This window comes from Paenibacillus sp. LjRoot153 (assembly GCF_964253085.1).
Taxonomy (GTDB): Bacteria; Bacillota; Bacilli; order Paenibacillales; family NBRC-103111; genus Paenibacillus_E.
In genome coordinates, this window is the sequence record NZ_CAXUQH020000001.1 from 3,999,965 (window position 1) to 4,015,360 (window position 15,396).

Annotated in this window: 17 protein-coding genes; 2 read left to right on the forward strand and 15 right to left on the reverse strand. The window is 43.4% G+C overall.

Annotated features, from left to right (window positions below; genetic code table 11):
• Positions 1 to 173 precede the first annotated feature (173 nt).
• Positions 174 to 728 carry a 2'-5' RNA ligase family protein gene (locus tag ACSQ8P_RS17050; RefSeq protein WP_436236239.1) on the reverse strand — a complete coding sequence of 185 codons (555 nt, stop codon included), beginning with the start codon at positions 726 to 728 and terminating at the stop codon, positions 174 to 176.
• Positions 729 to 1,093: 365 nt separating this feature from the next.
• Positions 1,094 to 1,564, reverse strand: a complete 471-nt coding sequence (locus ACSQ8P_RS17055; RefSeq protein WP_436236240.1) for a hypothetical protein — start codon at positions 1,562 to 1,564, stop codon at positions 1,094 to 1,096.
• A gap of 225 nt (positions 1,565 to 1,789) precedes the next feature.
• On the opposite strand from ACSQ8P_RS17055, the gene ACSQ8P_RS17060 reads away from it, so the two are divergent.
• Positions 1,790 to 2,155, forward strand: a complete 366-nt coding sequence (locus ACSQ8P_RS17060; protein ID WP_436236241.1) for a DUF3888 domain-containing protein — start codon at positions 1,790 to 1,792, stop codon at positions 2,153 to 2,155.
• A gap of 79 nt (positions 2,156 to 2,234) precedes the next feature.
• On the opposite strand, the gene ACSQ8P_RS17065 is transcribed toward ACSQ8P_RS17060, so the two are convergent.
• From ACSQ8P_RS17065 to ACSQ8P_RS17125, 13 genes are all read right to left on the reverse strand, one after another.
• Complete coding sequence (locus tag ACSQ8P_RS17065; RefSeq protein ID WP_436236242.1) at positions 2,235 to 2,711, reverse strand: GNAT family N-acetyltransferase; 477 nt, start codon at positions 2,709 to 2,711, stop codon at positions 2,235 to 2,237.
• Between the two features lie 226 nt (positions 2,712 to 2,937).
• A complete protein-coding gene (locus ACSQ8P_RS17070) occupies positions 2,938 to 3,357 on the reverse strand; it encodes a chromate resistance protein ChrB domain-containing protein (protein WP_436236243.1) in 420 nt (139 codons plus the stop codon).
• Complete coding sequence (locus ACSQ8P_RS17075; RefSeq protein ID WP_436236244.1) at positions 3,354 to 3,791, reverse strand: Chromate resistance protein ChrB; 438 nt, start codon at positions 3,789 to 3,791, stop codon at positions 3,354 to 3,356. The genes ACSQ8P_RS17070 and ACSQ8P_RS17075 overlap by 4 nt, the downstream gene beginning before the upstream one ends.
• 12 nt (positions 3,792 to 3,803) lie before the next feature.
• On the reverse strand, positions 3,804 to 5,006 hold the full coding sequence (locus ACSQ8P_RS17080) for a chromate transporter (protein WP_436236245.1): 1,203 nt from the start codon (positions 5,004 to 5,006) through the stop codon (positions 3,804 to 3,806).
• A gap of 428 nt (positions 5,007 to 5,434) precedes the next feature.
• Positions 5,435 to 5,560 carry a hypothetical protein gene (locus ACSQ8P_RS17085; protein WP_436236246.1) on the reverse strand — a complete coding sequence of 42 codons (126 nt, stop codon included), beginning with the start codon at positions 5,558 to 5,560 and terminating at the stop codon, positions 5,435 to 5,437.
• 116 nt (positions 5,561 to 5,676) lie between these two features.
• The gene (locus ACSQ8P_RS17090; RefSeq protein WP_436236247.1) at positions 5,677 to 6,666 is read right to left on the reverse strand and encodes a quinone oxidoreductase family protein; all 990 of its coding nucleotides are present in this window, start codon (positions 6,664 to 6,666) and stop codon (positions 5,677 to 5,679) included.
• A gap of 86 nt (positions 6,667 to 6,752) precedes the next feature.
• Entirely contained in the window at positions 6,753 to 7,595 is an 843-nt protein-coding gene (locus ACSQ8P_RS17095) for a helix-turn-helix transcriptional regulator (RefSeq protein WP_436236248.1), read from the reverse strand.
• A gap of 197 nt (positions 7,596 to 7,792) precedes the next feature.
• Positions 7,793 to 8,398: a stalk domain-containing protein gene (locus tag ACSQ8P_RS17100; protein WP_436236249.1), complete on the reverse strand. Its 606-nt coding sequence runs from the start codon at positions 8,396 to 8,398 to the stop codon at positions 7,793 to 7,795.
• Positions 8,399 to 9,102: 704 nt separating this feature from the next.
• Entirely contained in the window at positions 9,103 to 10,659 is a 1,557-nt protein-coding gene (locus ACSQ8P_RS17105; protein WP_436236250.1) for a carbohydrate-binding protein, read from the reverse strand.
• Positions 10,619 to 12,433, reverse strand: coding sequence for a family 43 glycosylhydrolase (locus tag ACSQ8P_RS17110; protein ID WP_436236251.1), 1,815 nt, complete (start codon positions 12,431 to 12,433; stop codon positions 10,619 to 10,621). Before ACSQ8P_RS17110 ends, ACSQ8P_RS17105 begins: the two co-directional genes overlap by 41 nt.
• Positions 12,434 to 12,588: 155 nt before the next feature.
• Positions 12,589 to 12,870, reverse strand: coding sequence for a hypothetical protein (locus tag ACSQ8P_RS17115; protein WP_436236252.1), 282 nt, complete (start codon positions 12,868 to 12,870; stop codon positions 12,589 to 12,591).
• A gap of 236 nt (positions 12,871 to 13,106) precedes the next feature.
• The gene (locus ACSQ8P_RS17120) at positions 13,107 to 13,250 is read right to left on the reverse strand and encodes a hypothetical protein (protein WP_436236253.1); all 144 of its coding nucleotides are present in this window, start codon (positions 13,248 to 13,250) and stop codon (positions 13,107 to 13,109) included.
• Positions 13,251 to 13,270: 20 nt separating this feature from the next.
• A complete protein-coding gene (locus tag ACSQ8P_RS17125; protein ID WP_436236254.1) occupies positions 13,271 to 13,591 on the reverse strand; it encodes a hypothetical protein in 321 nt (106 codons plus the stop codon).
• A gap of 527 nt (positions 13,592 to 14,118) precedes the next feature.
• Here ACSQ8P_RS17125 and ACSQ8P_RS17130 point away from each other — a divergent pair.
• Positions 14,119 to 15,384, forward strand: a complete 1,266-nt coding sequence (locus ACSQ8P_RS17130; protein WP_436236255.1) for an IS110 family transposase — start codon at positions 14,119 to 14,121, stop codon at positions 15,382 to 15,384.
• The last annotated feature ends 12 nt before the right edge of the window (positions 15,385 to 15,396 follow it).

Here is a 15,396-nt window from a genome sequence, read left to right on the forward strand (position 1 = left end):
CCCTTTAGTTTAATAACAAAAAGAGACCCACAGCAACGGGCTGTGGGTCTAAGTTTATATTTTAAAGGGGGTCGGTTTTATTATAACCTTTAATGATTAATACCAGATGAAAATAAGATTTCAATCGTGTAACATTTACTCAACTCTCGTTTCTCGTTAGTTCAATGATCTGATTAGAACAACTTGGCAAGTTTGATATCTTCTAAAGGTACGTTTGTTTTGATATCAAATACCCGCACGAATGTTACATCGAAGCTTGGAAAAGGAGGTAATACTTCTCTCGCAGCCAATTTCATTTCTATAATTTCTGCTTCATTCATGCCCCATTTTGTTTGACCCAAAGTCAAATGTGGAAAGAAGTTATCTAACTCTATTTTACTGTCAATAAGTTCTGGCGGTGGGGAAACCGCATCTAGCAAATTCTTGTGTAGATTATATATCTCTTTCGATTCAACACTAAGGAATGTAACCGCTGTTTCAAATGTTCCTGGTTCAGACAAAGTTAACTGGAAGATTGGAAATGAAGAACAAGTTTCTCTTACCTTTTCAAGCCAATTCATATCCTCCGTTAGTCCATTTGAGAGTTTAACAGTAATATGAGGCTCCACAGGAGCCATAAATCCGTTATTATCCCATCGATTTCGAAATGTCTTAGCCCATTTATTACGAAATACCAAAATTTGATCTTTATAATCTTCAGGTGGAACGATTCCTATGAAAAAAGGCATTTTTACTCCCCTTTATAAATAATATGTATTTTTCTCGGAGCATTCCCATTTATTTCAATCATCAACTTTCCAAACATTTATGTATTTAGAAAGTATTCCTCAAATAATGTGCAAATCCTGCTTTAGGTATTAACCTGCCCGATAGTTGAGAAGGCTTCCTAATCAATGATTATCGGCAGCCTTCTCATTTTTATATTGAACTAAAATTCTACCGTTAGTGGGGTAATAATTATTTGAAGATTTAATTTATATCTCCTGTATATATTCGAGGGGAGTTTCTTGGTTCCTGTACAATTTCTATTGAACTACCTGTCCGTTGAATAAATAAAAAGTAGCTGCCGCGAAGCAAGCCTTCTCAACTATAGTTACCCGTTAGAGCTCAATAAAGGTTTTGATAAATTTAACTCTGGCTTGTATAATTTATTTTCCTTTAGAAATGTCTTTAAACTGTGGGTTTTAACATGAACAGCAAAAAGACCATTTTCTTTCGTAAATACGAGTAAGGTTGGAAAATATGTATTTGATGGACTAATAAACAAAACTACTTCTGTAACTGTTCCAATAATCCTATCGTTATTTACCTTGTAAGGAGGCATAAGCGTTATTTTAATAGCTATGCCATCATTTGGTTCAACTCTTAAAGAACCAACGTTGCGATTAGCAGTAGATAACCATTCTTTAACCTGGTTCTGCAACGAATTTGAATTTTCAATTGTTTGAATTATCTCACCTTTTTTAATATCAAACACTTCTGCACCATCAGATGCCCCGACTATTTGAGCAAAAAGGAGACTAAATGCAACCACAAGGATTAATGTACGATTTAATGTTGTCATAATATCAACCTCCATGAGAAGGTAGTATTCCCATTTAAAATCAATAAACCTCTATCAGATGAACTATCCCTCTTTGGTTCAACAAAAAAAGCAGCCGATCAGTTTTGGCCGGCTGCAGCAGTTTTGTATTGAACAAACGTTTTTCTTTAGTTTAATCGAGTGTTTGAATATTTATCCTTTACAAATGTAAGAATATAACAAAAAAATACATAAAGGGGATTTCCAATGAAAACTAAAATTATTTTAGTTGCCCTTATTACGCTATTCGCAATTGCAACACCTATTCAAGCAAACCCAATTAATCCGAACAACGATGAAATGCCATGTGATGTATTGAAAGATGCATTTGTTGGGACTTTGTTTGGATCTATAGGCAACGTGCTTTCGCAGTATAAAGATGAGAGGCAATTCATGGCTGATAAAATGCTGAAGATCAATAGATTGTCGTGGGGTCAATACTATTGGGAGACAACATTGAAAGTAACGACATTTTCTGGAGCTCATAATCCGCCGTATAAGCATTACACGATTACCTTTACAAATCAAAACCCCGAGAAACAAATAAGAGCTATTAAGGTCATACAAGAATAGATAATCTGATAAACTCCTTGTGGAGCGAAGGTCTGGGTCGAAGTAGCCATTCGTTATTAAACTAACGTTACCCGTTAGTTTAGTCTTCGAGTTTTTTTATATAATTATTTTGATCCTTTGTAAACATATAGCCTCGTCTCTCATAGAACCTGTGAGCATGAATTCGACTTGGGTGGGATAACAGTTTTATTCCAGAATATCCACTGTCCTTTCCCCACTGTTCCAGGCGATCAATCAAGATACTACCTATACCCTGATTCCTGTAGCTTTCTTTAACAACAAATCCCAGAACATTTACTAAAGAGTCGGAAAAAAGTAACTCATACGGACTTCCATGAATATATCCTATTACCTCGGTGTCTTGTTCGTAAACAAAGATGATATCTTTAGTTTTCTTCGTAATGATTTCAATCTTCGCTCTTACTCTCTCTTCGGTAAATACACGTAGATTCGGGTTAAAGTCTTGATTTAGCAAATAAATATCATGATAATCAGTTTCTCGAATTTCCCTGACGGTGTTTTCTTTTACTTTAAACGCCTCAATTCTTTGAATCATTACAATCATCTAAAAAAATTTACAAGTGATTGTATATCTTGACCATGGCAAGGCACTTTGTATGAACTTAACTCCCGTTACTCCAACGGACAACGGCAGCCAATCGTGTGCCGGCTGCCGTCAATTCCATTATTGAACTAAAGTTACCCGTTAGCTAATCATCAGTTCATCAAATAGAGGATACTCTCAATCACATCAACCGAGAACATCTCAAGTTAACTTTATCTTATCGCTTACTTTGGCTTAGAAATTTATACAGTGAGTCATAAACTTGGCATCCCTTTTGAATAGCTTCATAATCATCTTCACTAGTTAGACGCAAACCATGACAGATTGCATCTAAACCGGCGGCTATGGGTTCCAATGAGATCTCCTGAATGGTGTCCGCCTCATCCACGATCCTTGCCATACGCTGCAGCACCGGATCCGTCAATTGGAATGCTTGAACTATAGTATGGAAACTGCAATGCCCCCGATAATGCGTATATCTAACACCTGGGATATCAAATCCCTCGGCCCCTTCTGGAACGTCAATGGACCCGGCTGGGATAAAAAGAAATTCTGCGTCCTGGTCAATAAAGCGAAGGATGAGCCATGAGCAACCCATTCGGTCCACTCCGATATGTTCCCACGTTACCCACTTCATTGTTCACTTCCCCCTTTCCTAGCACTCAGTAGCAGCTCTCTCACTCGTTCTCCCGCGATGGAGTTAAAGTAATCATGCTGCTGCGCTTGAAGATAAGCATGTGATAACAGTGAATGATCTGCTTCCGCTAATTTGAGTTGCTCGAGAATAGCCTGATAGGCATCATCCGCCTGAGCTTGGAACAGCTGAACTAGTGATTCCGTTTGCCGCGGCAATAGGGAGTCCGCCTGCCATACCTGGACCTCCCCGCCCAATTCCAGAATCTCAGCAGCAAGCCACTGGAAATGTTCTTTAGTTTTTGCGTTTGCTGGTAGGATCCATACCGCATCGTGCCACAGGAGAGCCCCAAGCTTTTTCAGTTTACGCCAAACATATACCCGGCTGGAGGTAGGTTTAGGTGGAACTTTATATACGAACAGTATCCATTGTTGCATCGGATCCCCCCTTTAGTGAATTAGTGGATAAACGATCAATCCCATAATCGCAGCCCCCAGCACAATGACCGGTTCCGATGCTTTCTTCACCTTCCACAGTAGGAACAGCGTAACCAGAGCAAATATCAGTGTAGGGATATCTACGATGGATCGTTTACCAAGGACGAATACTGCCCCGGCAATCGCTCCCGATGCAGCTGCGGTAACACCGGTTACAAAATGAACAATCCCAGGCCGTCTGCCGTATTTTTTAAAAAAAGGGGCAGGAATAATTGTCAGCAGGTAGGCAGGCAGAAACGTAGCCAATGCAGCAATCGAAGCACCGGAAAAACCAGCGACGAGGTATCCAATGAACCCGGTTGTAATCACGACAGGCCCAGGGGTGATCATGGCTACGGCTACGGCATCGAGAAACTGATTGTCCGTCAACCATTGGTGTTCTTTCACCACGCCAGAGAACAAGAACGGAACAATGGCGATCCCACTGCCAAATACGAATGCGCCTGCCTTAGCAAAGAAAATCAGGATCTCCCAGAGTGTTTCCGAGCTCCCCCCGGACACGGCGCTGCTGGCTGCATGTGTGAGGGACTCACCAGTTAGACTGAATATGGATGCATTAGTTCTGCTTGGCCATTTGGGAGGAGATTTGACCAGCCAATAGATCACACCTGCTCCTAAGATCAAAAGAATTTCTTCAGTCTCTGACCAGGCGGTATAGAGAGCTACAATACCAAATATAACCCATAGTACTTTATCTTTTCCAATAGTCTTGATCGTGAGCTTATAGGCACTAAAAGTGATAATACCGATTACGCTGGACCCAACGGCATAGAATACAGCCTGCATCCAAGACAAACCACCAAATTGCTGATAAGCCCAGCCTAATGCAACAACCATTAGAAATGACGGGATTACGAACGCGATTCCGACCAAGGTAGACCCCAATACACCATAATGGACATAGCCTAAATAAAAACCGAGCTGTGCCGCCAGTGGTCCGGGAGCGAGCTGGGATAAAGCGAGACCGTCTTTGTAGTCTTCATCGGATATCCACTTCCTTGTTTCAACCAAGTCACGAAACATATACCCAACTAGAGCAACCGGCCCCCCGAAACCAATGGTACCGAGTTTAAGAAAATAAAGTACCAATTGCCAGAGCGTATAGGGAGCAACCTCCGGTTTAGTTTGAGTTTTTTCAATGTGCGGTTTATACATAAACTAACCCCCTCGAATAAAATGTAACCATGGTTACATTTTATTCGACTAACTAGAATCAAGGCAATAAAATTTTTTGACGCCACCGAGGGCGCCTTTTTCTATGCAGGGGAAGCCTATTATCATAAATATTCAGGGCTTCTATTTAACTATCCTGCCCGTTAGTTCAACGCTGCCGCGTGAGTCTAAAACTTTATTTTCTATGACTGAAATGACTGAGATAATCTCTTGTCAACAACAGACTTCTTAATGATTTTCAGGTGCTGCAATGCCATTTTAATCAGGTCTCCGATGATTCGGAATCCTACAATGTAGGTAGTTTTGTGTCACAAGACTACAATGTAGGGAGATTTGTGCATTTTTTACTGACACAAATTTGCCTACATAAAAAAATAAAAGCTTGATTTCTCAAGCTTTTTCGAATTGGTTTATGTAGGCACTTTTGTGTCATTGGACACGTAGCGTACAAAATCGGATTCCATGTTCTTCAAGCGCTTCCAGTCTAAAGCAACCACAATCAGCATGATCGGACGAATAATATTGTACTTTTTCATATGTGCCACCCAAACCTGCCTATTTCTATTATAAACAAAAGAGGAGTTGCCGCGAAGCAAGCCCCTCAACTATCGTTCCTCGTTTGTTTAATAAACTCTTTCTTTTTCTACGAGTTTTATACTTGTAAAACCAGTTTGCCGACAGTGTTTTTTTGTTCTAAAAGCGCAAGAGCTTCTGCCGCCTTCTCCAGAGGATACACGCCGTGAATCTCGGCTCGGATCTCTTTTCTTGCCAGCATGCCTAATGCTTCCCGTGCCGCTTTCCCGGTCTCAGTAGGATTACTTTCGGCGTAACCGCCTAATGTAAAACCAGCGAACTGTTTGTTGGAAAACCATATTTGGTTAAAAGAATTCGAGATATCCTGCTCACCGCTGGCGTTTCCGACTACAACCAATTGGCCCAATGGGCGAAGCACCTCTAAGCTTTGTTTGCGCATGCTTCCCCCGACCGGGTCAAAGACAGCGTGAACGCCTTTCTGTCCTGTGGCCTTCAGGGTCTTCTCAACAAAATCAGATCGGACAAATAACTCGTCATATCCGAAGGATGCGGCTAGCTTAGCTTTCTCTAAGCTCCCAACAGTCCCCAATACTTTGCCAGCGCCCAAACGTTTAGCAACTTGTCCAAGAAATCCGCCCAAACCGCCTACGGCTGCATGAATAAGTACGTTGTCGCCTGTACTCATTCTATACACATCTTTAATGGCCAGGTAAGCCGTCGTCAAATTTACTATAGAAGCTGCCGCAGTCGCCAAGTCAAGATTTGCCCCTAATTGATCCAGCGGAACCGTTAAATCCGGCCGCACGTTCGCCATAGATGCAAACCCGTTAAAATCAAGCAGCGTCATAGAGGCTACTGGCTGACCGACGTAGAATCCCTCTACGCCTTCTCCAATGGCACGTACGTATCCTGACACTTCTAAACCGGGAGTAAGCGGGAACGGAAAATCGGACATAAATTCGCCACGGCTCAGCAGCACTTCAAAATAACCAACTCCGGCATATGCAACATCTATGGTAAGCCTGCCAGGGGTCGGCTGCAGATCTGGCTTTTCGCACCATTTTAAGCTTGCCGGTCCTCCTGGTTGATCGATTACTATGGCTTTCATTTTGAATGACCTCCTTGATTGGGAATGAACTCATTATATTTCGCATTCAAGGAGGCAACCAGTTTGCCTTTATACAGGTATCCCGACTAATAGGATAATTGTCGCAAGTCGGCTAATTTTTCCTCCGTACCGGTACTTACGATAGGAGTAAATATACAGCAGTGAAGGTCTTCATCGCCGTTAATATTAGAAAAAGTATTCAATTGAAAAAACAATCGCCCGGCAACACAATGATCAAACGTGTAAAGGATGGCTTTCTTTTGCTGAATATTGTGCAATTGCCATAACCTCTTAAACTCCCCGCATTCGAGGAACATTTGCTGAACAAAGGACTCGAACCAATGATCGCCGGCCTTTTGGTCATAATAAATCCGAAATACACCCATCGTATAATTAGCAAATTCATTCCAGTTTACCAACTGCTTTCGCAGATTTGGTTCTGTAAATATTAAACGTGTCATGACGCGTTCATCAGCGGGAATTGCATGGAAATCCGTAATAATTTCGGTTGCCATCCGATTGTAAGCCAGCACCTCCGTACGATGATTTGCTATAATGGCTGGGTAGTTCACTTGGTCGATAATGGTCTGAAGTTCGGGATATGCCTCCCCAGTACTCGGACTAGAATTCCTCTCCCCTCCGTAATCGGCCAGTCGAAGCAAATGAACCTGTTCATCCGAAGATAATTGTAATGCTCGGGCGACACTTTCAAGGACTTCCCTTGAAACGGAACCAACTCTGCCCTGTTCCAGCCAGGTATACCAGGTGATACTAACACCCGCAAGCTGGGCAACCTCTTCTCTGCGCAATCCTGGCGTTCTTCTTCTTCCGTAGCGACTAGCAATCTCGATATGATCCGGCTTAATCCGTTCACGACGGGATTTTATAAAGTCTCCAAGTATTTTTATCTTATTGTTTTGCAAAGCCATTTAACCACACCCAATAAAGGAATTTATTTGCATTTTATTTGTAAAGCGAATAATTATCTCAAAGGATCGATCTCACAATTTATACAGTTTAAATCATGTATCTTCAAAAATAGCGTTATAGGTTTTTGTTAACAGTTTCCTTACCAGTTTAACCTATATCGGTGCTATACTGCCAATTAGTTCAATGACAAGGCGGATTATTTGTAGGCTGTGACTTCAAAACCCACTCTTTCATATTTAGAGAAATCACCGACTTCGCCCGCCATAACATACTTAATTTCGCCCGTGCTTATGGTTTGTTTTTGGTTAGAGCCACCAGATTTTGACGTGCCTGATGCAGTCCCAATCAGATTATCGTTCGCATCATAAAAATGCAGTTTAAACTCAATGGCATGTTCGGTTTTAATTTTCGAATCCATCTCATGATCTAAAGCTAATAATCCTCTTATGCCCGTATATCCGCCGTCTAAGTACAAATCGAGCAAACCAAAGTGAATATTGGAATATTTTTCATCTGTAATTATAGCTGCATTTGAAGGAAAATGATTAATGGCAATGTTCTTGTACATCCCTTCATCTGAATAATCAACAAAAGCTCCTAGCTGCTCAGCCAAAAATCGGACAGGGACATAAGCGTGCCCTTGATAATTAAGAACAGCATATTCTTTGTCTAAGGGGGCATTTTGACCATTGATTGTGAAAAATGCTGGAAATAAATATGCCTGTATTGACTCAGAAGCTGCAACAACTGAAGTTAGTGAAAGAATTCCCCCTACAACTACACCCATAATAAATTTTTTCATGTGACAACCTCCATAGATTTTTGTATCTATATACGCACATATATGGAAAAAGTTGTATTTATAAAACACAGAAGAATCCGTCATTTCTACCTGAAGGTGATATACCAAAATTCACTCAAAAAAAGACAGTCAAAGACCGTAGTAATTAAAGTCATTGACTGTCTGTTATTCCGCTATCCCTCACTATTAAGAAAGGGCAGGGTGGGTTCCCCTTGTCCTTTTTCTGTACTTGATTGCAAAATCCAAGAATAGTAAAACTGCTGATAAGGGTGCAACGAAATCTATACTCCTACCATTACAGGTAACACACAAAACCATCGAGACATCCCTAACTATCTTGCCCGCTGAATAGAGCGTTGCCAGTCTAATACTTATTTTCCGAGTCTAATACTTTATTTTTCAGTCCAACACTTTATTTTCTTTGGACATCCGCCACGCTAACCGTTAGTTCAATCTCCCCTGCCCGCCCTGGCTGTTGGATGGATAGAGGCGACAGCTTTGAGGGCTTTATCCCCTTCCTCGTGGCACCGCGTGTATCATTCAACTGTTCGAATCACTCACATGCATATGTGCATAGAGCGGACTTCTCATTTAAATCAACACAAGAAGCTTGTCCACGTAGACTGGTTATCACCACTGAGCTACCCCTAAAATGAGAAAAATCACCTTCTCCTTTGCAAAAAAGAAGAGGGTGATTTTGTCGTTTATTCCACTGGATTCGGCATCACTGTAAAGTTATCGATAGAGCTTTCGCTGTTGAAGCTTCTAACTCCAATTTTACCATGCATGAAAGCAGTATCGCTCTGATCTGTGTAATCAATAAGGGGGTTTTCCATGTCCCCAACATAAACCTTGATCCTAGTGCCGCTTGCAACTACCTTCATATGTTGCCAATTGCCAACCATGTCGGTTAGCGCTGTGCTAGTCAGCTCCTTGAAATTATAATTGAATTTACCCAGATGTACGCCGTCTGCGGCCAGGTAGGCCATGTACCCCTGAAGGAAATCGTTTCTGTTTTGCCCTAATAACGTTCCGTCAGCTGGATTGTTTACTCGGAAAATGATACCTGTGTTACCTCCAGCTTGCGTATTTGCGCCCAACTTGATATCCGTCTCAACGGTATAGTCTGACCAGTTGCTGTCGCCGATGACCGATTTCGGATACCCTTTCGGTTGAGATTTATATACGCCTTGTTTGGGAACGATCGGGTCATTATGGAAACGGAAGCTGTAAAAGTCGAATTCGCCGGTTACAATTTCCACTTTGATGGTGTGATTGCCCGCGGGAAGGGTAACCAACCCTTCTTTCGTTACCGTCATCCACTCGTGGAAACCGCCAGTGTTTGGAACATTGATGATACCGGTAAGGTCGGTAGTATCATCAAGCCAAAATCTGATTTGACTGCTATCCAAGCCCGTAGCCAGTTTGAAATCCAGTTTGTATGTACCGGCTTCGGCAACATTCACATTGTATTTCAACCATTCGCCGGTCTGGTTCCAACCCGTCGTGTATCCTTCCGGGAGCAAACGGATATCGACGTCATCGGTACGGTATAGACCACGGATGTTACCCGGCGTGTTGTCATGATACGCGATACCTTCCCCTCCATTCATGTAATCCACGGCATGAACGGTCCCGGGAAGCATTGCTGCTTCATTAGATGTATTGAACGAAAGGCTTGTAAAATCATATTCGCCTTGGACGATTTCGACCTTGATTGTATGATCACCTTCCGGCAGTGTTAAGTCACCAACCTTGACATTTTTCCAGCTATTCCAGCCCCCGGTATTGGGGATATCCACGACACCGGTCAAATCGGTCGTATCATCAAGCCACAAACGGATTTTCCCTCCGTTAAGCGCTGTTGCGACCCTGACACTGGCGTTATAGACAGCTGGCTTGGTAACGTTGACGTTATACTTCAACCACTCTCCAGTCTGGCCCCAACCGACGTTCCAGCCTCCTTGCGGATTGACGCGAATGTCAACCCTATCATTGCGATATAGGCCGCCAATATTCGCGGGCGTATTGTCATGGTAACCGACACCGTCGCCACCCGTGTTATAATGAACGGCTTCAACAATGCCCGGGAGTGATTTGGGAACGTCGAACGATACGAACTTCAACCTCGCGAAGTCATACTCGCCTTTAAGCGTTTCGAAGGTAATCGTATGCAGGCCTCCAGGCAAATAAACGTTTTGGGAGACCGTTGTCTGCCAGTTATTCCAGCCTCCGGTAATTATTCCATTGATCCGCGCCACCTGTCGAAGGGAGCCGCACGTTGTCCGTCAGTTCGGTCGAATCATCGAGTTCAAGCTTTACTCGTGCATCGGTTGCTGCAGCATACCTGATCAACACATCATAGGTTCCCGCTTCGGATACATTTACGTTATATGTCAAATTCCCCTTTTTGAACGATGAGACGTAATAATCGCCATATGTAGCTTCGGAGATAGTGATATGATCGGCATTGCCTTCTGACTTGTCATTACCTTTTGGGTTGAAATGGACTGCCTGGATCTCGCCGGGAATCGGTTTGTAAGCAGCATTACCGCTGTTACCGCCCACCTTGTTGCTAAACGCGACATATCCGAAATCTGCATGCGAATCCGTTGTCGTGTAACCGATCTTGCCCTTGCCAAGACGTTCGACAGAACGGGATTGCTTCAACATGCCATCTACATAAATGCGATAGTCGGAGCCTTCATTCTCAACACGGATCTGATGCCATTTCGTATAATCGTAACCAACCGGTAGAGGGGTCGTTACCCGTTCTGTATCCTTGCCGTCTACGCGGAAAACGGTTTCCAAACGATTTTGATTGCGGTTAAGTACGGCAACTCCGTAATTTTTCTCATTCTTGAAGGAGAATACTGCACCCATCAACGGATTAGCGCTGGTCCCCTGCTCAACTTGCTTCAGGTTGAACTCCGCCGTGAAATTGTCATCCGTCGCTCTCTGGGAAAGGAGCATATGAGATTGTTCCGGTCCACCCATGGCATCTTGATACAACGTGCTGCCGTCCTGGATTCCCCAATTCCCTCCGCCGACAGCCTTCCAATCATCACCTAATCCATTCCTTTGGAACCGGTCGCTGAACTCAGGCATTGCCGGGTCGGGCTGCTCGGATGTCGTAGGACCCAGCACGAGCATCTTGTCCCCATTCCATACGATCCGGTCCAAGTTCAGATTTCGCCCCGGTTTAGCATGGCTGTGGTATACCATATAATCGGAATCCAAATCGGGACCACGAACGATGGAGTTATGCCCAAGCCCGACATGATCTCCTTCCGCGTCGAGAAGAATCGAGTTCTGGGAAGTAGCAGGCACATAACCAGTAACTGGACTCGAGCTGCTCGCGTAATCCACCCTATAAGCATCGCTCCACACGTGGTTTCCGGTATACGTCATATAGTACTTACCATTGCGTTTGATTACCGTCGGACCCTCGGTCCAACCATTCATTACCGCTCCGGTATTCAATTTCTCTCCGAACGTATAAGGATCAGACATCAGACGAACGTCGATATTGCCGTTGCCCGTGCTGTAGAAGTACCATTGTCCGTCATCGCCAATAAATACGTCTCCGTCAATGCCATTTACTTTATTGCCCGTTTGGGCCGTGAAAGGACCTGTAGGACTGGAGCTCTTCAGAACGCGATGGCCGCGCTGCGTGGTGCCAGGTTCATCCCGAAGCAGAGCCGTATACATGTAAAAATCACCATTCCAGTAAACAACTTCCGGAGCATAGGCTCCTTTCGTAACTGGTTCCGTAGCGCACAAACCGCGATATTCCCAATGCACTAGGTCTTCCGACGACCAAACCTTCACACCTGGCTTATCGTCCACCGTACTGGTGTACAGGTAGTAGACTCCGTTAAATTTCAAGATGAACGGATCGCCTTCCCCATAAAAAACCCCAGTATCCCAACGCCATGAGTCCGGTACAATTTGCGGATTGCTGTAAGCGAGTCCTGATGCTGGAAAAGACATGATCAAGACAAAAGCGAGCAGTCCCGTCAACCATTTTTTCATTTACTATCAGCTCCTATTCATAGTTTAATAATCCGCCGCTAGACGCTCGTGAACGAACGATGTACCGTGGAGCGATCCCCCTCATTAGGAAAGATTGATCTCCCTAATTTTGTCAAGCGGCACCTTCGGCTTGCGCTCCTCAGTCAAGGGCCTGTTCACCTCTTGCTGGCCGTCGGTAATTGCGTGTAGCAGTACCCTACAATATAATCCGTAAGCTTGATTGCTTCGTGACAACAACCGTTTCGACCGTTCACGCGATCGATCAGCATGAGTTCCATCGTTGCCCGTCCACTCGGACTGCACGGTAATTTCCCGAATCCACTAATGCGAATATGGCATCCAGTGAAGAAGTCGGATGCCCGTGCCCATTCGTGTCTACAGAGCCTCGCAGCCCCCAGCTCGGTTGGCAGGCTCCCACTTGTCTCCGGATGTCGCAAAAGAAAGCGCTTTCTAAGGGTTAATTATATTATAGTTATTTTTCTTTCACGATGGTTCTAAATATATGACATTTCATTCTATTTTTTTTGACTTTTTCAGGCTATCCATACGCCAGAGGTGTCATGTACACATTTACTAACGAACTCTATTTTCAACTAGTAAACTTTAGTTCCCTCAACACCAATCTCAGGCAATTAAAAAAGCCCTACGATTTATCGTAAGGCACAAATCAGTTTTAATACAACTGCCTGAAAATATCTATGATCTCCACACCCATATTCGAATCTAGTGCGCCCGTAGGTTCATCTCCCAGAATGATCGGAGGATCTACCTTAACTCCAATTAAGCTTGACTTCATGTCCTGTATTGGAAGATTCATAGATCGCATCCAGTACCAAGTTATTCGTAAAACCACTCAGTGCAAAAGTAATTGGCTCTTTTTCTTCCCCTTATGCATGACAAGAAGTGATGGCACATCCGAATCCGATCACCTTCATCGTTATCTGGTGTATTTAGGTCCAAATCGATTGATCGGTTAAACTTCTCTGTAAACAACATTCCATGTGGTTCTCTGTAGCTTGCTCCACCTTCTGTATCCATTAGATGAATGAATGGCTCGTTATCCGTCTCCAAATGTGCGGCCCAACTCACATCGAGCGATAAAGTGCTGCCATCTTCCATTTTGATCAATGCTGTAGCCAAATCTTCCACATCATACACACCCTCCCAATTGGGCTTACCCCGGCATCCGGCGTTCCCTCTAACTGAATTTACTAAATCATAAGATAGGAATAGGTAAGGCTTCGATATTATCGCTACCTGTTCCCCTCCGCCACACCGTGCAGGCCACTTTCATAAACGTTCCTTCTCAAAAAAGAAGTGATACAGGGCATTTTTTTGACTGTCATCAAAGTTTATCACCTGTCCTAGAGACATATTTTTCTTATAAATTTCGTTATCTACCAAGGCTTCTCCCCCATCACTATAAATATTTACTTATTTTACCACAACAAAATCAGACCACTACTACGCTCCCTTTCGTCGAGAAAAGGCTGCCGGTTTGAGAAAAGGCAGCAGATCCAATTGGGTCTACCGCCTTCTCATCTTGTTATTGAACTCTCGTTCTCCGTTAGATTCCTGTAGATGGATAAATTTCAGCTTTGTAAAAAAAGGAGCGCCTCTGTACGATGGAAGTACGCTACGGGTCAAAAGCCCTTTAATTCCATCATCCAGGAGGACGCTCTACTATGAAGTTTAAATCACAAGATAAGCAAAATCAACTCATTGAAAACATTACCTTTAATCATATTGTTGTTGGTGTAGACATTGCTCAGGAGTCACATGTTGCCAGAGCGGTTAACTTTCGAGGTGTCGCTCTCGGTAATCCTTTAGTGTTTAGTAATGACGAGGATGGTTTCAAGTCCCTCGACCGTTGGATTCGCGACTTGTTAGCTTCATTTAAATTATCTCAAGTTATCGTTGGTATGGAACCGACTGGCCATTACTGGCTAAGCCTTGCCGGGTGGCTCCAAAACAAAGCCATTGAAGCCGTACTTGTTAATCCGCATTTAGTTAAAAAGAATAAAGAAAACCGCGACAATACACGCTCTAAAAGCGACAAAAAAGATGCATTAGTTATTGCAGACATGGTGAAAAACGGCTACTACTCCCCTGTCCGTTTCCACTCCTCTGAGTACGAAGAGTTGCGCGTGCTCATGGCTAACCGAGAAACGGTCGTTAAACGACTCGTAAGTGCCGTTAACCAGATCCACCGCTGGGTCGACATTGTCTTCCCTGAACTGAAACAAGTCTTTAAGATCTTAACTTGTAAAGGTGCACTGTTAACCCTTCGGCTATTTCCGCTCCCGGCTGAGCTATGTAAACTAAGTCCTGACGATGTAATTAAAGGATGGCAGAAATCAATGAAACGGCATTCAGGTGTGCGTAGAGCTCATCTACTCATCGATCTTGCCAAGAAAACTGTTGGATCTAGGCAGGCAACACATGCTTACAAACTCCATCTAGAGCAGCTCCTTGAGGAGCATGACTTAGCCACTAAACAACTGCAGAGAATCGAAAAAGAAGCCAAAGACGTTGTTGAACGTATCCCCTATTCAGGCAAAATCCTTGCCATTACTGGAATAAGTGCAATTGCTCTAGCTGGTATTTTAGGAGAGTCTGGAGATCTTAGAGGTTATGCGCACGGGAATGCTCTACTCCGTCACGCAGGCCTCAATGTGACCGAAGCAAGCTCAGGTAAATGGAAGGGTCAACTGAAGCTCAGTAAACGAGGCCGTCCACGCCTGCGTCACTTTCTCTATTTAATTACGATGTGCATGGTCATGAGTAACCAAGAATTTAAAGCCTTACATCACCATAATGTTCAAGTAAAAAAACTCAAAAAGATGAAATCTATTATGAAATTATGTGGAAAGCTAGCTCGACTCTTAGTAGGAATGGCCCGTAGTGATGAAGCCTACAACCCTGATAAAATCTTTGCAGTAGCAGCTTAAAATATACCTTAT